We start from the raw sequence: 19,658 nt of genomic DNA on the forward strand, positions 1-19,658 counted from the left end.
GGGCCAAGTTCCCCCGATTTGAGCTATTCGGGGACCCGGTGCAACACGGCCCACGACTTGACTGTGCCGCTGCCGTCGCCCCAGTCCAGGTCTTCGGCGAAGCCGGGAAAATGCTCGGTGACATGCACGTTGTTCAACGTCACCTCGTGCGCGTCGACCCCGGCGACCCGGCTGCATGTGGTGTACAGCCAGATCGGCCGCTCCGGTAAGTCGCCCTCAGCGGCCAGCATGCCCGCGACGGCGACGGTCGGCGGATTCGCACCGACCATTGCCGCGAAACCCTCCGGCAGCCCGGTGAAGTTACGAGTCAGCACCGGTGCGGCCAGAATCTCCGCCCCGGGAGTCTCGTACTTGTGCACCAGGGCGGCCAACGGGTGCTCCGGCATCCGCATCGCGATGAACGGCGGCAGCACGTAGTGCGTCCACGCGATCACGGCCTCACCGACCGGGTGAGTGCCGCTCTCGCTCACCCCGATGGTCCGGTCCCACGCGTATCCGCCCCAGGCCGGATCGCCGATACCGATCGGCACCTCGACGAATCCCTCGTCGTGCCACCGTACCGGCCCGACCTCGATCCTGAACTCCAGGCCGGGCACGATCAGCGTGTTGCCGTGGCGGGCACCGCCGACCGCCAGGGTGCCCGCGATCAGTTCGGCGATCTGTTCCGGTTCCCACTCGTCGAATCCGAGGGTCATACCCCCAGAGGGTGCCAGACCGTCTTGGCTTCCAAATACGCCCTCAATCGGGAGATGTCCGGCTGCTTTGTCCAGTCCTGCTCGGCCGACGGCGCCCTGAGCACGCGTTTTACCGTGCCGGCTGCGGCTTTCTCCAACTCGGCACGCAGGATGCTCGGCGCACCGGTCAGGTCGAGCGCGTTGACGTCCGCGTGTGATGCCAGCCACGGCGCCAGTTCGACGGCGCTGCCGGTCAGGATGTTCACCACGCCACCGGGCACGTCCGAGGTCGCGAGCACCTCCGACAAGGTGATCGACGGCAGCGGCCGGTCCTTGCTCGTCACCACCACGGCCGTGTTCCCGCTCGCGACCACGGGAGCGAGCACGCTGACCAAGCCCAGCAGCGACGACTCCTGCGGCGCGAAGACGGCCACGACACCGGTCGGTTCCGGGACTGTGAAAGAGAAGTACGGACCGGCGACCGGGTTGGCCGCGCCGAGCACGGTCGCGATCTTGTCGGTCCATCCCGCGTACCAGACCCAGCGGTCGATCGCCGCGTCCACAAGGGACTGTGCGCGCTTGGCCGGGATGCCTTCACTGGCAGCGACTTCGCTGACGAACTGCTCGCGACGGCCTTCCATCAGCTCGGCCACGCGGTACAGCACCTGGCCCCGGTTGTACGCCGTCGCGCCGGACCACTTCCCAAAAGCCTTGCGCGCGGCCGAAACCGCTTCGCGAGCGTCCTTACGCGACGCTTGAGAGGCGTTGGCGAGGAACTTGCCCTTAGGGTCGCTCACCGGGTACGACCGGCCAGACTCCGAGCGGGGGAATGCGCCCCCAATGAAAAGTTTAAACGTTTTCGCGACTGTTACCCGATCTGCGGCTCCGCCGCGGGCAAAACGGTTCTCAGACATCGAGGTAAGCCTCCAGCCCGGTGCGGCCGCCCTCGCGGCCGAAGCCCGACTCCTGGTAGCCACCGAACGGCGCGGTGGGATCGAAGCGGTTGAACGTGTTGGCCCAGACCACACCGGCCCGCATCTTCTCGGCCATCCAGAGGATCCGGGAGCCCTTCTCGGTCCAGATCCCGGCCGACAGCCCGTAGGGCGTGTTGTTCGCCTTGGCCACGGCCTCGTCCGGGGTGCGGAACGTCAGCACCGACAGCACCGGCCCGAAGATCTCCTCGCGGGCGATCCGCATCGCCTGGCTGACGTTCGAGAACACTGTCGGGGCGAAGAAGAAACCCTTGTCCGGCAACGGGCACGAGCTCGTCCAGCGCTCGGCGCCCTCGTCCTCGCCCGCCTGGGTCAGCTCGCGGATCCTGGCCAGCTGCTCGCTGGAGTTGATCGCGCCGACGTCGGTGTTCTTGTCCAGTGGGTCGCCGACGCGCAACGTCGACACGCGCGTGCGCAGCTTCTCCATCAGCTCGTCGGCGATCGACTCGGCGACCAGCAGCCGCGAACCGGCGCAGCAGACGTGCCCCTGGTTGAAGAAGATCCCGTTGACGATGCCCTCAACGGCCTGGTCCAGCGGCGCGTCCTCGAACACGATGTTCGCGGCCTTGCCGCCCAGTTCCAGCGTGAGCTTCTTGCCCGTACCGGCGAGCGAACCCTGGATCAGCTTGCCGACCTCGGTCGAACCGGTGAAGGCGACTTTGTCGACCTGCGGGTGGTTCACCAGTTCCGCGCCGACACCGCCGGCGCCCGGGATGATGTTGACCACGCCTGGTGGCAGGTCGGCCTGCTGGATGATCTCGGCGAGCACGAGCGCGGTCAGCGGTGTCGTCTCAGCCGGTTTGAGCACGACCGTGTTTCCGCACGCCAGCGCGGGCGCGATCTTCCAGGCCGCCATCAGGAGCGGGAAGTTCCACGGGATCACCTGACCCGCGACGCCGAGCGGCTGCGGCGACGGGCCGTACCCCGCGTAGTCGAGCTTGTCCGCCCAACCCGCGTGGTAGAAGAAATGCGCCGACGCCGTCGGGATGTCGGTGTCGCGCGACTCCTTGATCGGCTTGCCGTTGTCCAGGCTCTCCAGTACTGCGAGCTCACGGCCGCGCTCGGCGATCATCCGCGCGATCCGGAAGATGTACTTGGCCCGTTCGGCGCCGGGCATCCTGCCCCACACCTTGTCGTACGCCCGCCGGGCCGCCTTGACCGCGACGTCCACATCGGACGGTGCGGCGGTGGAGACCTCGGCCAGCACCTCCTCGGTGGCGGGGTTGATCGTCTTGAGCGGCTCGCCGGCGCCCTCGACGAACTTGCCGTCGACGAACATCCGGTAGCTCGGCTTGAGATTGGCGATGTCCCGGGATTCCGGTGCGGGCGCGTACTCCCAAGTGGTCATCTCAGTCCACCGTCACATAGTCGGGGCCGCTGTAGTGGCCCTCCAGTTGAGTCCTGCGTTGCATGAGCAGGTCGTTGAGCAGGCTGGACGCGCCGAACCGGAACAGTTTCGGGTCCAGCCACTGCGGTCCGGCGACCTCGTGCACGGCCACCAGGTAGCGGATCGCGTCTTTGGTCGTACGGATGCCGCCCGCGGGCTTCACGCCGCGCAACTCACCGGTGGTCTTGTGCCAGTCGTGCACGGCCTGCAGCATCACGTGCGCGACCGGCAGCGTCGCCGCGGGGGAGACCTTTCCGGTCGAGGTCTTGATGAAGTCGCCGCCTGCCAGCAGGCCCAGCCAGGACGCACGGCGGACGTTGTCGTACGTGGCCAGTTCGCCCGTCTCCAGGATGACCTTCAGGTGCGCGTCGCCGCACGCCGCCTTGACGGCCTGGATCTCCTCGAACACCTGGCCGTAACGGCCCGACAGGAACGCGCCGCGATCGATCACCATGTCCACTTCGGACGCTCCCGCGTCCACCGCGTCCTTGACGTCGGCCAGCTTGATGTCCCGGGCGGCACGGCCGGACGGGAACGCGGTCGCCACGCTCGCCACGCCGACCGGCGCGCCCTTGAGCGCCTCGACCGCGGTCGCGACCAGGTCCGGGTACACGCAGACCGCTGCGACCTGGGGCACGTCGGGGCGCTCAGGGTCCGGACGGCGGGCCTTCGCGCAGAGCGAGCGCACCTTGCCGTGGGTGTCCGCGCCTTCGAGCGTGGTCAGGTCGACCATCGAGATGGCCATATCGATGGCCCAGAGCTTCGAGGCCTTCTTGATACTGCGCGTGGCCAGGCCCGCGGCTCGTTGTTCGACGCCGACCTGGTCGACTCCGGGCAATCCCTGCAGAAACCTCCGCAGGCTGGTCTCGTCGCGGGTCGCGTCGGCGAGTTCGGGCGGTAGCCCTGCTGTTGGCGCAGGTGGTGCTGAAGGCGGTGTGGCCATGGCACCAGAGTCTATGTCGTTGCGGTGGTGGTCATCCTGTTCGCGACTCACACATCAGCTGGACACTCTGCACACAGCGCGGGAAGGAAAATGATCTAGTCCTCGATTTCGCGGCGGCGCTCCCGGTCCAGGTGCCGTTGCTCACGCTCGATCTCCCGGCGCTTGGGCGGATGGACCGAGACCCCGCCCATCATCGCGAAACCGGTGATCCGCACGACCGGACGGCCCGGCGCGCCGACACCGATCGTCTTGTCCTCGAACGCGCCCATGAAACCGACTCCGTCGACCTGGACCTGGATGTCGTCTGGGACCTTGATGTCGACTCCGCCCCAGAACGCGAAGACCTGGATAGTGGTCTCCTGCGCGGTCAAGCGCGCGTACCGCAGGTCGATGTCCACACCGCCCATGACCGCGACGACATTGTGATGCGCGGGCACGACCCATTCGCCCTTGCGCTCGACGCCCGACATGATCGCGATCGACTGCGACGGGCCCGGCGTGACACCGTGCACGACCCGGGCGCTGGGCGCCGGGACCGGCGCCTGGAAAGGCGGCGCGACCGGGTGCGGAGCCTGTAAGGGCAGGTCACGGGTGACCGGCTCGAGGTCGGCGAACGTCTTGGCGGCGTACACCGCGTCCAGGCGTTCCTCCAGCTCGGCCATTTCCAGCCGGCCTTCGGCCATGGCGTTGTGCAGGATCTGCGCCACCTTCTCGCGGTCCTCGTTCGAGATCCTGATGCTCAGGTGGTCCCCCGGCTGCTGCTCGCTCACGCCCCAGAGGGTAGTACCGCCGCGTGGCCAGGGGGAGGAGCATGTCAAGACCAGGAAAAATGTCAGTGGCCCGATGGACACGCCCACCCTGCATCCGGACGATAACCACTGGTCCGACAGCCAGTACCGTGTTGCGCATGGATGTCGTCGAGGTAGATCACCCGCTGGCCAAGGCACGCCTGACCACCATGCGGGACGCGCGCACCGACAGTGCGGCTTTCCGGGCCGCGCTGCAGGAGCTCACCGTCATCCTGATCTACGAGGCGCTGCGGGACGCGCCCGTCCGCGTCGAGCGCATCCACACGCCGGTCGCCCGGACCGACGGCTACTGGCTGGCGAAGCCTCCGCTGCTCGTGCCTGTGCTGCGGGCCGGTCTGGGCATGGCCGACCAGGCGCACAAGCTGATCCCGGACGCCCAGATGGGATTCGTCGGGATGAGCCGGGACGAGGAGACGCTGCTGCCGACTCCGTACATGGAGTCGCTCCCGGACACCCTCGCCGGCCGTCCGGTGTTCGTCCTGGACCCGATGCTCGCCACGGGTGGCTCGATGAAGCACACCATCGAGTTGCTCACCGCTCGCGGCGCGACCGACGTGACGGCGCTGTGCGTGCTGGCCGCGCCGGAAGGCATCCAGGCGCTCGCCGAGTCCGGGCTGCCGGTCCGCCTGGTCACCGCCAGCATCGACGAACGTCTGAACGACTCCGGTTTCATCGTGCCCGGCCTCGGCGACGCGGGCGACCGCCAGTACGGCGCGGTGTGAGGGGGCTACCAGCCCAGCTTTTCGACCACGCCTGAAAGGGTTGTGGCCACCTTCTTGCATGTGCTGTCCTCAGCGGCATTCGACGCGGTCTGGGTATACGCCTTGGCATCCATGCTCACGAACGCCGTTCCACCGTCCACTTCGAGCAGGCAACTGGCCGAAGTGGACGAGGTGATGTAGCCGGTCTTGTCCCCGACGGGCAGGGTCTTCTTCGTGGGGCCGGCGATGACGTCCTTGGCGGGCGGCTGCCACACGGTGATCTTGACCTGGTCGCGGTCCTTGCCGGTCCACGTGCATTCCGGACGGTTGAACTTGTCGGTCTTGGTTCCGGTCGTATTCGCCTCGGGCCCCAGGTAGTCCTTTATGTCCTGAGCGGACAGCAGGCCACATGGGTCGACTTTGGACCATTCGGTGCTGCCCGCGGAACTCGCCTGCTGTGGCGGGGCCGGCGTGGATGTGGTTGTGTTCTGGGGCGCGGATTCCGAACCACATCCGGCCAGCACCAGAAGGCTTCCGATGGCAACGGCGATGAGTCGCATGTGTTCGGAGGGTAGCGGGTGCTGCTCCGTTCGCGGGATGTGGTTGGGTACTTCGGCGGAACCGATCGAATGGTTCTACCGTCGAACTCGCCGACAAGTCGATCTCGTGGGGGGATGACAATGGCTGAGGGATTCAAGGCGAATCCGGACCACATAGCCGGCTACGGGCTGCTCGTGCACGACGCCGGAATGGACCTGAGTTCAGTGGCTTCGTGGACCAACCAGTGGGCCAGGGCCGACGAGGGTTTTTCCGGCCTGATGCAGTTGCTCAAGGGCCCGGTGGACGCGTACGCCTACGCCACCTACAACCGGATGTACCCGAAACACCTGCTGCTGACCAGGTCGGCGAACAATCTCAACACCGCGGCCTGGATGTACACCACGTCCGATGTGAACTCCTACACCACCTACAGCAAGACCCTGGCCGGGGAGGACCGGGTCGAGGTCAAGGACTTCCCGAACCCGGTGGCGTATCCACCGGCCGAGGACCCGGTCGCGGCCCTGAAGGTGCCGGAGGCCGAGAACGCCGACATCCGCGGGATCCTCGACGAGGTCGGCGGATCGATCAACGTCATCGACGACGCCGTGAACTTCATTACCGGCTGGAGCCCGGTCAGCGCGCTCGTGGAACCCATGTCGGGCAACTGGACCAGGCTCGAGCGTGCGGGCGAGGTGCTCAAGTGCGCCGGCGACGGCGCCGAGAAGGTCGCCAAGAACCTGACCACCGGACTGTCCACGTTGGATCCGAACTGGAACGGCGGGTCGGCACAGGACTTCAACAACTACATCAACAACCTCGCCAAGGGCATCGACATCGAGGGGCCGCTCAACCGGATCGTCGCGGGCGTCTACAAGCTGGTCGCCCAGCAGATCGAGAAGGTCGCGAAGTGGATGGTCGAGGTGCTCAAGAAGGCCGTCGACAAGATCGTCGAGGCCGCGGCGACATCGTGGATCCCGGGCTTCGGCTGGGTAAAGATCATCGACGCGGTGCGGACCGCGATCAACGTCTTCAACGAGGCCAAGACCCTGCTGGAGGAACTGGACAAGGTGATCTCGGCGGTCAAGACCGTGGTCGAGCTGGCCCAGGACCCGGTCGGCTTCGTGCAGGGCAAGGTCGACGAGAAACTGGCTCCCTACAAGGAAAAGATCGAGCAGGCCGAGAAGGGCTACGAGGTGGCCAAGGATCTCGCAGAGCTCAGCGACACGTCGGTCTGGGGCAAGACGCCCACGGGTACGTACGAGGTGGGCGCCGATCCGAAGCGGGCCGGGGCCTGACGAGGACTTGAGGAGATCCGGTGGCTGAAGACCACATTCCGCCGTTCCTGCAGGGCGCGATGCGCAATCTCACCAACGCGGTCGCCGACCTGGACACCCGGTTGATCCGGGCCTGGGAGATGGAGGTCAAGGACCTCCCGCCGGCCGACCCGAAGGCCCTGGAGGAAGCGGCCAGACGACCTGACGCGCCGCCGCACCTCAAGGCGGTGCTCAAGGCCGTCAACGAGGGCCGTACGACCTGGGCCGCGGTCGCCGAGGGCAAGGCGGCGCACGTGCCCGAGGTACGGGCCATGCTGGCCGCCAGCGGCCCGATGATGGCCTCGAAGATGCAGCAGGCCGAGGAGGAGCTCGCGGCCCAGGAGGAGGCCGAGAAGCGCAAAGCCGAAGCCGCCGCGCGACGGGCCCGGCGTGGGCCCGACGACGACGATGACTTCAGCAATCAGACCTTCATGCGTAAGGACTGGTAGCCGCGACGGAGACAGTGAATCCGGCCAGGCCGGCGCGCAGTACGCGCTCCACCTGGCCGGCGTCCGTCAGGTTTCCGTTGAGTTCGAGCGATACCAGGCCGTGTACGAGCCCCCAGACCGTCATCGCGGCGGTCTCGGGGTCGGGTAAGCCCGCCAGGCGCCCGACTTCGACAAGCGGCCCCAGCACCTGCACGGCCACCTCGTGGTCGGGTTCGAACCCGGCCACCGCCTTGGTGAACATGATCAGGTACAGGTGCGGCTCGGCGAGCGCGGCGGTGCGGTAGGCCAGGCCCAGCTGGACCAGGTCCTCGGCCGGTTCCCCGGTGCGGCCCACCTCGCCGAGGCGGCCGCCGAAGCGTTGGAATGCCGCTACGTAGAGCTCCCTGACCAGTGCGGGTTTCCCGCCGAACAAGGAGTAGACAGCAGTCGTCGAGGTCCCGACGTCGGCAGCGAGTCGGCGAAGGCTCAGGGCCTCCGGTCCTTCGCTGGACAGCAGTTCGCCTGCGCGGTCCAGGAGTCGGACTCGGAGGGCCTCATCATGCGTCTTTGGGCGCGGCACTTGTCGAGATTAGCCCGGTTTTAACTAGTCGCTTCCGACTGTGCACCAAGGGGCAACCTCCTGGGCAGCGGCAGCCGGGACTCTGCTTTTCGAGACTGAACCGTTAAGATGCCGCAATGGCCATGACCTTGCGCCTGAGTGATGAACAGAGCGAGCAGCTCGCGGCTCTCGCGGAGGCCGAGGGACGCTCCACGCAGGAGATCCTCCGCCTCGCACTCAACGAACGCTGGTCGAAACTGCACAAGCAGCAGCAGATCGGTGACGTGCTCGAACGTATCCTGCCCCGCTACCAAGGCCTGCTCGACAGACTCGGAACCGGGTGATCCAGTCACGCACGGTATAAGTCTCCCGTGATCACCTACCTGGACGCCAGCGACTTACTCGTCTTGGCGGCGGCGGTGACCGGGGGAGATCTGGTGGTGCGTGACCTCGGTCTGCTCGACTCCGCCGCACACCGCCCACAGGCGACTGTCCTGGGCGTGGAGGCGTACAGCAGCCTCTGGCTCAAGGCCGCCGCACTGATGGAATCGATCATCCGCAGCCGTCCGCTGGCCGAGGGCAACTGGCGCCTCGGCTGGGTCGCGGCCGTGACCTTGTGTGACATCAACGGTTACTGGGTCGACGCCGACGAGGACGCCGCCCTGAGCCTGGTCCGCGAGGTCGACCGCGGCGCGATCGAGATCCCGGCCCTGGCCGCCCACCTGGAGTCGTGGGGAGTGCCGCGGAAATAACCTTGACCTTGAGTGCACTCCAGGTTCTAGCGTCAGGGTGTGAGTTACGCGATCGCCCAAGCTGCCGAGCGCAGCGGGTTGTCCATCGACACGCTGCGGTACTACGAACGAATCGGCCTGGTGGAGCCGCCCGCCCGGGATTCCGGCGGCAGACGTGCCTACACCGACGAGGACCTGAACTGGCTGGCCTTCCTGACCAAGCTGCGCACCACCGGCATGCCCATCAAGATGATGCGTGAATACGCGCAGCTGCGGATGCGGGGCGTCGGAACCGAGGCACGGCGCCGGCAGATCCTCGTCGACCAGCGCACCGACGTGCTCAACCGGATAGCCGAACTGCAGGGCTGCCTGGACGCCCTGAACTACAAGATCAACCGATACGGCGAAGAGCTGCAGGAGGCCACCGCATGACATTGCCCACCCGCCGGCTGGGCGCGCTCTCGGTCGGCGCTCAGGGCCTCGGCTGCATGGGGATGAGCCAGAGTTACGGGCCCGCTGACCGTGACGAATCACTGGCCACGATCAACGCCGCGCTGGACGCCGGCGTGACCCTGCTGGACACAGCGGACATGTACGGCCTCGGCCACAACGAGGAACTGGTCGGCGAGGCGATCAAGTCCCGCCGCTCGCAGGTCGTGCTCGCGACCAAGTTCGGCTTCAAACGGATGATCGACCCATCCGACAGCGGAGTCAGCGGCGACCCGGCCTACGTCGCCCAGGCCTGCGACGCGTCCCTGCGCAGGCTCGGCGTCGACCACATCGACCTGTACTACCAGCACCGCGTCGACCCGGACGTGCCCATCGAGGACACCGTCGGCGCAATGGCAGGCCTGGTGCAAGCCGGCAAAGTCCGCCACCTGGGCCTCTCGGAAGCTGGTGCGGACACAATCCGCCGGGCCGTCGCTGTGCACCCGATCGCGGCCCTGCAAAGCGAATGGTCCCTCTGGACCCGCGACCTCGAAGGCGAAATCCTCGCGACATGCCGTGAACTGGGAGTCGGCATCGTGCCGTTCTCCCCACTCGGCCGCGGTTTCCTGACCGGCAAAGTGACCGCCGACCTGCCCGAGGACGACGCCCGCCGCGAAATGCCCCGCTTCGAAGGCCCGAACTTCGACCGGAACTACGCCATCGTCGAGGCCCTCCGGACAATGGCCAAGGACCGCGGCGTAACTGCCGGCCAGCTGGCCCTCGCCTGGGTCCAGCAGCAAGGCGCCGACGTCGTCCCCATCCCCGGCACCAAACGCCGCACCTACCTGGCCGAGAACATCGCCGCCACCACCATCGAACTGACCGCCGACGACCTCGCCCAGATCTCCACCGCCGCCGGAGACGTAGCCGGCGACCGCTACCAAGCCGACATGATGAAACTCCTCAACCGCTGACCAGAGCGCTGCTGTGCCCCCAAAGTGGCTTTCGGAGCATTGAGCGCTCCCAACGCCACTTTGGGGGCACCTCCTTTCGCACTGGCGGAAGGACGTGCAGCGTGCGGGACTACTTGATTGCGTAGGCGCGGGTGATGGTTTCGGTCACTGTGTTGCCGTCGAAGTCGCGGGCGGTCGCACGTAGGGATGCGAAGTCCGGTCCGCCGGCGGGCAGGTCGAGGCGGTCGCCCTGGACCTGGACGCGTTGCCAGGTTTTGCCTTCGTCGAAGGAGATCTCCACCGAGACGTCACGGATCCGGGACTGCCGCGAACCTGGCTGGTGCACGGCGGTTACCTTGCCGGACAAGGGTTTTCCGGCGACGGCTGTGTTGTGGGCGTCGAGGGGGAGGTCGAACCGGACGTCGAGCAGGGGCAGTGCGGTCCGGTCGTTGTTGCCGCCCCAGGTGGTGAAGGTCCACTCCGCGCGGGTCCTGGTGGACAGAGGCGGCGCCATGGTCTCGGACTGCGGCCGGTTGGCGTCGGCGATCAGCGTGTACTTGCCGGGGCCACGTGGGATGGGGAACATGCCCAGCGCGGGCCGGTCGTCGCGGCGGCCGATTTCCTTGCCGTCCTTCAACAGTACTGTGCTGCCGAGGTTGGTGCGGTCGAACATGCTCGCGGTCGCGGGGTCACTGTCGGCGAACATCGGGATCGACAGGTTGATCCGGTCGCCCTGCCGGTACGCCCACGGCAGCGGTTTGCCGTCCTGCCGGGAGCTCGGCGTTGTGGTCAGCTCCGGGCCGAACGGGGCCTTGAACATGTGCGTCGCCCGTCGCTCTCCCGGCTTGAGCAACACCGGTGGTGTTGTCTCGCCGCCGAAGTCGGCCTGATCGGTGAAGCCCGCGGCCGAGTACAGCATGAGCGCCGCATTTGGTGACACGTAGTCGATCCGCTGCTGCGGCCACTTCGTCTCGACGTCGGCGTTCGCGATCATGCCGCCCGTGTCGATCACGGCGGGCTGGTATCGGTATGTGCCCTTGGGCAGCGTGTCGTTGAACTGCCGGTCGAACCGGCCGAGCCCGTCCTTGCGGAACCGGAAGTCGTGCCCGGTCGGCAGGGTGCCCTTCACCGAGCCGGCGACGAAGTACGCGATCGGGCTGTTCGGCCGGCCGGTGAGGGTCAGTTCGACCGGCCGCTGCTTCAGCAGGTTCTGAACGGCCTCCACATCGGACGGGTTGTAGGCCATGATCGTGCTCAACGCGGGCGGCGGACTGCCCTCCAGCTCATGGGTGGGCAGGAAGAACGACACCACCGCGCGTGCGCCCTTGGCCTTCAGCAACTCGATCCCGCTGAACACCTGCCCCTTGGGCGGGTAGTTCGGCGTGGCCCAGTCGTTGGGCCTGATCAGGGCGATCGCGCCGGTCAGGTCACCCGCCTTGTTGATCGTCTCCGCGTCCGCCTCGCCGACATCGACCACGCGTGCGGTCAGTTTTCCTTGGAAGTCAAGGTCGTACGGCACGTATGTGCTGTTGGAGCCGAATTCGAACCCTCCAGGACCGTCCACGTTGACCACTGCCCACGGGTGCGTCCAGTAGGTCGTTGTCTCAAGACTCAGGCCTCGCATCTGGTGCCCGCCGACGGCGTACATGTTCTCGGGCGGACCGCCGCCACTGAGCACAGCCGCGCCGCGCTTCGGACCGTCTTCATCCACATCGGACAGAACGCCGACGCCGCCGCCGGCTCCCGGCCGGGCTTCGGGGTCATCGATCCCGACAGTGATCTTCTTGCCTTGCTTGGTGTCCACAGTCACCGCGGTGTTGCCGGAAACCTGAACCGGCAACGCGAACAGGGTCGAGGCGAACGACGGGTCGACGATCCGGCCAAGCGCGCGGTAGCGTCCGGCCGGGAGCTCGAACGTCGCCGCACCAGTTCGCGTGATCATCCCGTCCGAGACGCCTGTCTCCTCATTCTGGACAATCACCAGCGACTGGAGCGGATCGCCTTCCCGCGACGGGACGTTGACGGTCAAGGTGTTCTTGTCGCCCAGGAAGTTAGCGGTCACCGGCGTGTTGAGCACGACATCGCCGGCCTGCGCGCGCAGCAAACCGGACTGCGCGCCTGCAGGCTTCGCACCGGCGCGCGCGGTGACAGTAACCGTCGCGCTCGACTTCGCAGGCACCGTGACGGTCTTGTCCGTGGCGAACAGGTTTGCCGGCACACCATCCAGGCTCAGCGTGAGCTGCACCGGGGTGGGGCCGTCATTGACGTACGAGATCTTCCGGCCGGCGTCCTGCTTGCCCCACAGGTTGCCGAATCCGAGCACACCTTCCGCGCGAACCTGCTGCGAGACACCGCGAGCGATGTCCAGACGGCCGGAGCCCTGCGCGAACGAGCTGATGCCAGGCAAGCGTTTGGCTGAGCCGATCAGGGTGTTCTTGATCTGCTCGCCGGTCCACGCCGGGTGCTGTCCAGCCAGGATCGCCGCAGCACCCGCGACGTGCGGCGTCGCCATGGAGGTACCGGAGATCCGGGTGTACTGCTCGTTGATCGACTGCTCGGTCAACGTGCCTGCCGCGCGGGCGGCGACGATGTCCGTTCCCGGTGCGGCGATCTCCGGCTTCAGGCCGTAATCGCCGACGCGCGGGCCTTGGCTGGAGGACACGCTCAGCTCGTCGGACTTGGTCACGTTCGCGACCGTGAGCGCGCGGTCCGCACTGCCGGGCGAGCCGACCGTCTCTGGTGAACCGGAGTTCCCAGCCGCGATCACGAACAACGCGCCGCTGGACTCCGACAGCTCGTTCACGACCTGCGACATCAGGTCGGTGCCGTCGGTCGGGCTGCCGCCGAGACTCATGTTCACGACCTTGGCCCCGTTCTCCACGGCCCAGCGCATGCCGTTGATGATCCAGTCTTCCTGGCCACCGAACTCGCCGAGGACCTTGCCCACCAGCAGCCGCGCACCCGGCGCGACACCGGCGTACTTGCCGCCCGAAGCCGCACCGGTACCCGCGATAGTGCTGGCAACGTGGGTTCCGTGGCCCACTGTGTCCCGGTCGCCCTCGCCCGTGAAGTCCATCACGGCATCCACTTTGGACTTGAGATCCGGGTGGTTCGCGTCGTATCCGGTGTCCAGAACGGCGACTTTCACGCCGTCCGCCCGGAAACCCTGGTGCCAGGCCTGCGGCGCACCGATCTGCTTCACGCTCTGGTCGAGCGTCGCCCGGACCCGGCCGTTCAGCCAGATCTTCTGCTCCCCGGCGACCCGGTTCGGCGCACTCCAGGTCTTCGCGGCCTCCGCTTTGGGAATGTCCACAGCCTGCAGGTTGCTTGCCAGCCTGCTCACGCCACCGGTCACAATCGTCGGCACATTCGGCTCGTGCTCGTCGTCGTAACCCTGCTGCACAAGCCCAGTAACGTCGAACAAGCGCTTGTCTAGCTTGTTCTCCGTCAACCGCGAGACAGCGTCATCAGGCACGACATAGTCATGCCCATTCAACTGGTACTGCCAGTACCGGATGTGCTTGCGGCCCTCGGCCATCCGCACCCCGGCCACCCGCTCGCCTCGCACAGTCACACGATCACCCGTGATCAACGTGACCGTCCCCAGCTCACCGGCGGCCGCCGTAGGCGTGGGTTCCGCCGCGCCTGCCGGTGTCACCGCCAACCCAGTGACGAACAGCGCGGCTGTCAGGACCGCGCATTGCTTTCTGCCCACTTGGTTCCCTCAGGTAGATGACGCCGGCCCCCACGGCCGGCTACATCTGCTCACGACACGTGACCCACTGAGGTTGCATGGTTGGTTACACAAGGTTCGCCGCGATCGTGGCGCTGGTTCTCAGCTGGAAAGCTGCCTGCTTGTTCTTGCTCGCTCACTCTGGACCTGCCGTCCCAACCGTCGGTGGTCGGACCCTGTACCCGCCGTCGGCAAGGTCCCCCAAGACCCGGCACAGTGGCGGCGCGTCCTGGACCCATACCGGCTCGTTTTCTGTACCCGGCTCGGGCAGGCTCAGGACACCGCGGATTGCCCAGACGGGGTCTCCCGCGAACGTCCAGAAGACGACCGTTGGGCAGAACGGGCTGGCGTCGGCAGGCATAGGGGCTCTGTAGGCCAGTCCGGTTCCGTCGCGGAACAACCCGAAGGTTGCTCACGGCAACGGGTGAACTCTCCCAGCTTGCCGGTTGGGTGGCGAGTGATGCGGGCCGCCTGGCAGATGCTCAACGGATTTATCTCTCCGGAGCGTCGGCGGCGGAGACGGCGGGAAACGCTCCACTGGTGGCTCAACTGTTTTCGACGCTGAGCTACCAGCTGGCGAACAACGGGAACCCGGCGGATGCGTTGCTACTTGCCAGGTCCGCGGTAAAGGGAGTCAAAGAAGCTACACCCCTGGTTGAGACGCTGCTGTTGGAACGGGTGGCGTGGGCAAGTGCCAAAGCCCAAGACGGGGAATCCGCGCTCCGGGCGTTGGATGCGGTAGACGACGCGTACGAGCGACGGTCGCCGGGCATCCCTGAATCAGAGTGGGTTTATTGGCTCAACAGAGCTGAAATCGACGTGATGGCAGGACGCGTCCTGATCGAGTTGCGGGAGCCGGGCAAGGCGGAACCGCTGCTGTCCGGCGCGGTTGCCGACTACCCGGAGGAGCATTCCCGGGAAGTGGCTCTCTACCTCACGTGGCTGGCGGAGTCATACGAACGGGCGGGGGCTCTTGACGCCGCCAGGCAGACTCTGGGCCGCGTTCGTGAGTTCGCGTCGCGTATGCCGTCTGCGCGGACCGACGACCGTGTTCGGCACGTGGAAGCCCTGGTGTAGAACGCGGCTTACGCCATCAGCTGTGCTGCGATGGTTGCTCCTAGTTCCCAGCAGGATTCGAGGTCCTGCTTGCCTGGTGGGCCTTTCACGTCCACCGGTGCGAATGCCTTTTCCCAGCCTAGAGCTGCTGTGATGGTCTCGATGGCGCGGATTGCTCCCTCGGTGCCTTCGTTGCCGTGGATGTAGAGGCCGTAGGGGCGGCCGCGGGTGGAGTCCAGGCAGGGGTAGTAGATCTGGTCGAAGAAGTGTTTCAGGGCACCGGACATGTAGCCGATGTTGGCGGGGGTGCCGAGGATGTAGGCGTCGGCTTCGAGGGCGTCGGCGGCCGACGCTGTCAGGGCGGGGCGCCGGGCGACGTCGACCTCGGTTATCTCGGGGTCGGTCGCGCCGGACACCACTGCTTCGAACATGGCCTGCATGCCTGGTGAGGGTGTGTGGTGCACGATCAGCAGGCGGGCCATGGTCAGGCTCCCAACAACGCGGAGATCTCGGTTCGTAGCGTTGCCAGACGCTTGTCTGCGCTTGTGCGGGCTGCTGGCAGGCCGTCGGCTGCTGGTGAGACGACTTCCAGGTATGCCTTGAGTTTTGGTTCTGTGCCGGATGGGCGGATGATCACGCGAACGCCGGAACCGGTGAATCGCAGGACGTCGGCCTGGGGGAACAAGTCCTCGACTGCCACCGCGACACCGGCCAGCGTGGTGGGTGGGGAAGATCGCAGTTGGGACATCAGCCTGCCGATGAGCGGCAACTCGGTGACGCGCAACGAAACCTGGTCGGTGAGGTGCACGCCGTGCTTGGTGGCCAGATCGTCGAGGACGTCGACCAGTGTCCGGCCTGAAGCCTTCAAGGAGGCGGCCAGATCGCAGGCGACGATTGCCGCTGAGATGCCGTCCTTGTCCCGCACGTAGTTCGGGTCGACGCAGTTGCCGAGTGCTTCCTCGTACGCGAAAACCAGTCCTGTGCCGGCGCCGTCGCCTGCGCGGACTAGCCATTTGAAGCCGGTCAGGGTTTCGTCGTACCTTGCTCCGTAGCCGGCGGCGATTGCGCTGAGCAGGGATGAGGACACGATTGTGGTGGCTACCAGGCGATCCGTCTGACTGTCTGAAGTGGACAGTATGTACTCGCCTAGCAGGGCGCCGGTTTCGTCGCCGCGCAGCATTCGCCAGTGGCCGTCCTGCTTTATTCCCAGGGCGCAGCGGTCTGCGTCCGGGTCGAGGGCGATGGCGAGGTCTGCGTCGTGTGAGGCGGCTGTGGCCAGCAGCAAGTCGGCCGCGCCTGGCTCTTCGGGGTTCGGGAACGACACGGTGGGGAACGCCGGGTCCGGCTCGGCCTGTTCGGGTACCAGGTGTATGTCGGTGAAACCGGCCTGCTGCAAGGCTTCCAGTGCGGGTTTGCCGCCGACGCCGTGCATCGGTGTCAGGACGACCTTCAGATCGCGCGACGCGCTCCGAGGCAGCGTGGCCACGCGTGCGAAGTAGGCGGCTACGATGTCGTCACGGGTGGTGGGCATGACTTCGATCCGTGGCACGGAAACAGCCGGGGGTGCGTCCCTGATCGCGGCTTCGATCAGACGGTCGTCCGGGGGGACGATCTGCGTGCCGGATGCGTCGTACAGCTTGTAACCGTTGTCCGCAGGGGGATTGTGCGACGCCGTGATCTGGATTCCCGCGACTGCTCCCAGGTGACGGACTGCGAACGCGGTGATCGGCGTCGGCAACGGGCCGTCCAGCTGGCAGACCTGGAAACCGGCCGCGGCCAGCACGCCCACCACGTCACGGAAGAACTCGGCGGAGCCGTTGCGGGCGTCCCGGCCTACAACAACCAGGCCGCCTGAGTGTCCTTTGTGGGCAAGCCAGGTCGCCACGCCGTATGTCGTCCGGACGACCACGGATCGGTTTATTCCGTTGACTCCGGCCCGGACTGGGCCACGCAGCCCGGCTGTGCCGAACGTCAGGGGCCCGGCCATCCGGTCCTCGAGCTCGGCCAGCGCGTTCGGTGCCCCGCCCATTGCCTGGGCGAGCACCTGCTGGAGTTCGACCCGTGCGGCCGGTTCGACGTCGTCGGCTATCCAGCGAAAGGTCCGGTCCCGCAGTTCAGGCGTCAGCCTCACGCGCGGATCACCAGTTCACGCAACAACTTGCCCATCTGTGCGGCGGAGCGCTGGCCGGCCTCGAGCACCTCGATGTGGTTCAGCGGCTCGCCGGTGAGGCCCGCGGCCAGGTTGGTGACCAGCGACAGGCCGAACACCTCCACACCGGCCGCGCGGGCGGCGATGGCCTCCAGCACGGTCGACATGCCGACCAGGTCCGCGCCCATGGTCTGCAGCATCCGGATCTCGGCAGGGGTCTCGAAGTGCGGCCCCGGCAGACCTGCGTAGACGCCCTCCTGCAGCGACGGGTCGATGCTCCGCGCCACCTCGCGCAGCCGTGACGAGTACAGGTCCGTCAGGTCCACGAACTGCGCGCCGATCAACGGTGACGTCGCGGTCAGGTTCAGGTGGTCGCTGATCATCACCGGCTGGCCGACGGTGAAGCCCTGCCGCATGCCACCGGCCGCGTTGGTGAGCACGATCGTCCGGCAACCGGCGGCCGCGGCCGTGCGTACGCCGTGCACGACCTGGCCGACCGAGTGGCCCTCGTACCGGTGTGTCCGGCCGAGCAGCAACAACACCCGCTTCTCGCCCACCTCGATCGAGCGGATCGCCCCACCGTGGCCCTCCACCACCGGCGGGGTGAAGCCGGGCAGGTCGCTCATGGCGACCTCGGTCCCGGTGCCGATCTCGTCGGCCGCGGGGCGCCAGCCGGAGCCGAGCACCACGGCCAGGTCGTGGGTCGCGGTGGCTGTCCGCTCGGCCAGCGCCTCGGCGGCCGCTGTCGCGAGAGCCTGTGTGTCTTGTTTCGTACCGGTCACGGCCGCGAGCCTACGTCAACCGGCAAACGCTCCCTTGTCGACTTGCGGGCCGCGCGGACGATCAGGAAGACCAGGAAACCGATCGGTGCGAACAGGATCGTGACGATCAGTATCGGGACCGTCACCAACGGATGGACGCCGAGCCGGCTGCTCTCCAGGTAGATCCACCGGCCCATGAACAGGTCGAACGCGATGATGTGCGCCCACACCAGCGTGGCCGCGCCGCCGTCGGCCATCGCGGACTGCAGTCCCGACAGGGTCGGTCCGGTCACCAATGGCAACAGATCGGCCAACCGGGGGACTGCGATCACGAGATAGAGCAGCGCCACCGGTGCCGCGATCAGCGGGGAACCGATCACCCGCGCTGTCCACGACCACCGCGGCGCCACGATCATCAACGCCCAGAACGGCGCCGCGAGGTAGAAGCTGAGCTGAAAGAGAAACGACATCCCACATCCTCCACATCAGACGAGTGTCTTTTCCTTCGTGCGCAACACCGATGTGGTCAGCACCGCGGTCATGGCCACCAGTAGCCCGAAGACGCCCAAGGTCAGTCCGTCGGGGTGGATCAGCGGCTGGCCGCGCAGCGCCTGCCAGATCGTCAGGGCCAGCAGACCCGCGTAGGCGAACGTGGCCACGAATATCAGCCGGGTCCGGGTGAGCTCCGAACGCCCGCCGAAGCGGCGGCCGAAGAAGAACGCGAGCAGCGGAAGTGCCTGCATGGCGTGGATTCCGACGAAGTGTGGAATGCGCAGGTCGCCGCCGGTGGTGCTCCAGTGTGTGATCGGCATGCCCGGCCCGCCGTCCGGCACGCCGACCGAGTGGCCGCCGATGAGGGCGGGCTGGACGTCGTTACGCAGCAGTTCGAGCTGCTCGGGCGTGGGCTGCGGCATCATGAACGCCACCGCCATCCCGATCAGGGCCAGCACGAGCCCGAACCGGATCGCCCACAGCATCGGGGCGCCGACGAACCGCTGCCGCAGCACGATCAAGGCGACGACCAGGTTCGACAGCCACATCACCACGATCGCCACGCCCATCATCCGGAACACCAGCGAGTCGAAACCTGGTGCGTTGTTGAAGTGACTGGGCTGGACCCGAAAGACCTGTGTGACCAGCGCGATCATCTCGAGGATCAGCATCGCGGCACTGATCGTGCCCATCCACCAGACGACTTTCCTTCCCTTGCCCAGCAAGGAGATCAGCCACGCCAGCGTGAGTGCGTACACGCCGATGGAGACCGAGAACTTGAACGGCTTGAGCCAGAGCGGCTCGCCTCGCAGGACCCGGTCGTCGAACAGCAGGCCGCCGACCGACAGCAGCAGTGTCGCCGCCATCAGCGCGGTAAGGACCAATAACGGCCGGTGCCACGTTCTGAGCTCTTGTTTCAACGCCATGTCCACTCCCCAAGAACAGATAGTGATGCTATCCGCTATCGATAAGTACACTATCCATGCCGCGAGCGGTGATGGCAAGTGC

General features: G+C 66.7%; 20 protein-coding genes and 1 pseudogene. 8 read left to right on the forward strand and 13 right to left on the reverse strand.

Annotated elements, in window-relative coordinates:
* Positions 1 to 23 precede the first annotated feature (23 nt).
* The 5 genes from JOF56_RS15495 to JOF56_RS15515 form a co-directional block, all read right to left on the reverse strand.
* Positions 24 to 695 carry a hypothetical protein gene (locus JOF56_RS15495; RefSeq protein ID WP_209638397.1) on the reverse strand — a complete coding sequence of 224 codons (672 nt, stop codon included), beginning with the start codon at positions 693 to 695 and terminating at the stop codon, positions 24 to 26.
* Positions 692 to 1,588, reverse strand: a complete 897-nt coding sequence (locus tag JOF56_RS15500; RefSeq protein WP_209638399.1) for an aldehyde dehydrogenase family protein — start codon at positions 1,586 to 1,588, stop codon at positions 692 to 694. The genes JOF56_RS15495 and JOF56_RS15500 overlap by 4 nt, the downstream gene beginning before the upstream one ends.
* A complete protein-coding gene (locus JOF56_RS15505) occupies positions 1,581 to 3,014 on the reverse strand; it encodes an aldehyde dehydrogenase family protein (protein WP_209638401.1) in 1,434 nt (477 codons plus the stop codon). The genes JOF56_RS15500 and JOF56_RS15505 overlap by 8 nt, the downstream gene beginning before the upstream one ends.
* Position 3,015: 1 nt before the next feature.
* Positions 3,016 to 3,996, reverse strand: coding sequence for a deoxyribose-phosphate aldolase (gene deoC, locus JOF56_RS15510; RefSeq protein WP_209638404.1), 981 nt, complete (start codon positions 3,994 to 3,996; stop codon positions 3,016 to 3,018).
* Between the two features lie 95 nt (positions 3,997 to 4,091).
* On the reverse strand, positions 4,092 to 4,766 hold the full coding sequence (locus tag JOF56_RS15515) for a DUF1707 SHOCT-like domain-containing protein (protein WP_209638405.1): 675 nt from the start codon (positions 4,764 to 4,766) through the stop codon (positions 4,092 to 4,094).
* 137 nt (positions 4,767 to 4,903) lie between these two features.
* Between JOF56_RS15515 and upp the strand changes: the two genes are divergently transcribed.
* The gene (upp, locus tag JOF56_RS15520) at positions 4,904 to 5,527 is read left to right on the forward strand and encodes a uracil phosphoribosyltransferase (RefSeq protein ID WP_209638407.1); all 624 of its coding nucleotides are present in this window, start codon (positions 4,904 to 4,906) and stop codon (positions 5,525 to 5,527) included.
* A gap of 5 nt (positions 5,528 to 5,532) precedes the next feature.
* Here upp and JOF56_RS15525 read toward each other — a convergent pair whose 3' ends face one another.
* Entirely contained in the window at positions 5,533 to 6,066 is a 534-nt protein-coding gene (locus JOF56_RS15525) for a DUF3558 family protein (RefSeq protein ID WP_209638408.1), read from the reverse strand.
* 120 nt (positions 6,067 to 6,186) lie between these two features.
* On the opposite strand from JOF56_RS15525, the gene JOF56_RS15530 reads away from it, so the two are divergent.
* Both JOF56_RS15530 and JOF56_RS15535 read left to right on the forward strand, forming a co-directional pair.
* A complete protein-coding gene (locus tag JOF56_RS15530) occupies positions 6,187 to 7,341 on the forward strand; it encodes a hypothetical protein (RefSeq protein ID WP_209638409.1) in 1,155 nt (384 codons plus the stop codon).
* A 20-nt stretch (positions 7,342 to 7,361) separates the two neighbouring features.
* A complete protein-coding gene (locus JOF56_RS15535) occupies positions 7,362 to 7,808 on the forward strand; it encodes a hypothetical protein (RefSeq protein ID WP_209638410.1) in 447 nt (148 codons plus the stop codon).
* On the opposite strand, the gene JOF56_RS15540 is transcribed toward JOF56_RS15535, so the two are convergent.
* Positions 7,789 to 8,367: a TetR/AcrR family transcriptional regulator gene (locus JOF56_RS15540; protein WP_209638411.1), complete on the reverse strand. Its 579-nt coding sequence runs from the start codon at positions 8,365 to 8,367 to the stop codon at positions 7,789 to 7,791. The two genes, JOF56_RS15535 and JOF56_RS15540, sit on opposite strands and share 20 nt — an antisense overlap.
* 116 nt (positions 8,368 to 8,483) lie before the next feature.
* Here JOF56_RS15540 and JOF56_RS15545 point away from each other — a divergent pair, with 116 nt between their 5' ends.
* The 4 genes from JOF56_RS15545 to JOF56_RS15560 are packed head-to-tail and all read left to right on the forward strand — an operon-like array spanning position 8,484 to position 10,480.
* A complete protein-coding gene (locus tag JOF56_RS15545; protein ID WP_209638412.1) occupies positions 8,484 to 8,690 on the forward strand; it encodes a ribbon-helix-helix protein, CopG family in 207 nt (68 codons plus the stop codon).
* Between the two features lie 27 nt (positions 8,691 to 8,717).
* Entirely contained in the window at positions 8,718 to 9,098 is a 381-nt protein-coding gene (locus JOF56_RS15550) for a type II toxin-antitoxin system death-on-curing family toxin (RefSeq protein ID WP_209638413.1), read from the forward strand.
* 39 nt (positions 9,099 to 9,137) lie between these two features.
* On the forward strand, positions 9,138 to 9,509 hold the full coding sequence (locus tag JOF56_RS15555) for a MerR family transcriptional regulator (RefSeq protein WP_209638414.1): 372 nt from the start codon (positions 9,138 to 9,140) through the stop codon (positions 9,507 to 9,509).
* Complete coding sequence (locus JOF56_RS15560) at positions 9,506 to 10,480, forward strand: aldo/keto reductase (RefSeq protein ID WP_209638415.1); 975 nt, start codon at positions 9,506 to 9,508, stop codon at positions 10,478 to 10,480. The genes JOF56_RS15555 and JOF56_RS15560 overlap by 4 nt, the downstream gene beginning before the upstream one ends.
* 109 nt (positions 10,481 to 10,589) lie before the next feature.
* Here the strand turns inward: JOF56_RS15560 and JOF56_RS15565 are convergent, their stop codons facing one another.
* On the reverse strand, positions 10,590 to 14,174 hold the full coding sequence (locus JOF56_RS15565) for a S8 family peptidase (RefSeq protein ID WP_209638416.1): 3,585 nt from the start codon (positions 14,172 to 14,174) through the stop codon (positions 10,590 to 10,592).
* 414 nt (positions 14,175 to 14,588) lie between these two features.
* On the opposite strand from JOF56_RS15565, the pseudogene JOF56_RS15570 reads away from it, so the two are divergent.
* Positions 14,589 to 15,269, forward strand: a pseudogene (locus JOF56_RS15570) (NsdA family TPR-like regulatory protein); the annotation flags it as partial.
* Between the two features lie 8 nt (positions 15,270 to 15,277).
* Here JOF56_RS15570 and JOF56_RS15575 read toward each other — a convergent pair.
* Genes JOF56_RS15575 through JOF56_RS15595 form a run of 5 tightly spaced genes read right to left on the reverse strand, consistent with a single transcriptional unit; the run spans position 15,278 to position 19,576 of the window.
* Positions 15,278 to 15,730: a flavodoxin family protein gene (locus JOF56_RS15575; protein WP_209638418.1), complete on the reverse strand. Its 453-nt coding sequence runs from the start codon at positions 15,728 to 15,730 to the stop codon at positions 15,278 to 15,280.
* A gap of 2 nt (positions 15,731 to 15,732) precedes the next feature.
* Positions 15,733 to 17,379, reverse strand: coding sequence for a phospho-sugar mutase (locus tag JOF56_RS15580; protein WP_209638419.1), 1,647 nt, complete (start codon positions 17,377 to 17,379; stop codon positions 15,733 to 15,735).
* Complete coding sequence (locus tag JOF56_RS15585; protein ID WP_209638420.1) at positions 17,376 to 18,179, reverse strand: purine-nucleoside phosphorylase; 804 nt, start codon at positions 18,177 to 18,179, stop codon at positions 17,376 to 17,378. The genes JOF56_RS15580 and JOF56_RS15585 overlap by 4 nt, the downstream gene beginning before the upstream one ends.
* On the reverse strand, positions 18,176 to 18,628 hold the full coding sequence (locus JOF56_RS15590) for an ABA4-like family protein (RefSeq protein WP_209638421.1): 453 nt from the start codon (positions 18,626 to 18,628) through the stop codon (positions 18,176 to 18,178). Before JOF56_RS15590 ends, JOF56_RS15585 begins: the two co-directional genes overlap by 4 nt.
* Before the next feature lie 15 nt (positions 18,629 to 18,643).
* The gene (locus JOF56_RS15595) at positions 18,644 to 19,576 is read right to left on the reverse strand and encodes a hypothetical protein (protein WP_209638422.1); all 933 of its coding nucleotides are present in this window, start codon (positions 19,574 to 19,576) and stop codon (positions 18,644 to 18,646) included.
* Positions 19,577 to 19,658 lie beyond the last annotated feature (82 nt).

Origin of the sequence: Kibdelosporangium banguiense (assembly GCF_017876405.1) — a bacterium.
Lineage (GTDB): Bacteria > Actinomycetota > Actinomycetes > Mycobacteriales > Pseudonocardiaceae > Kibdelosporangium > Kibdelosporangium banguiense.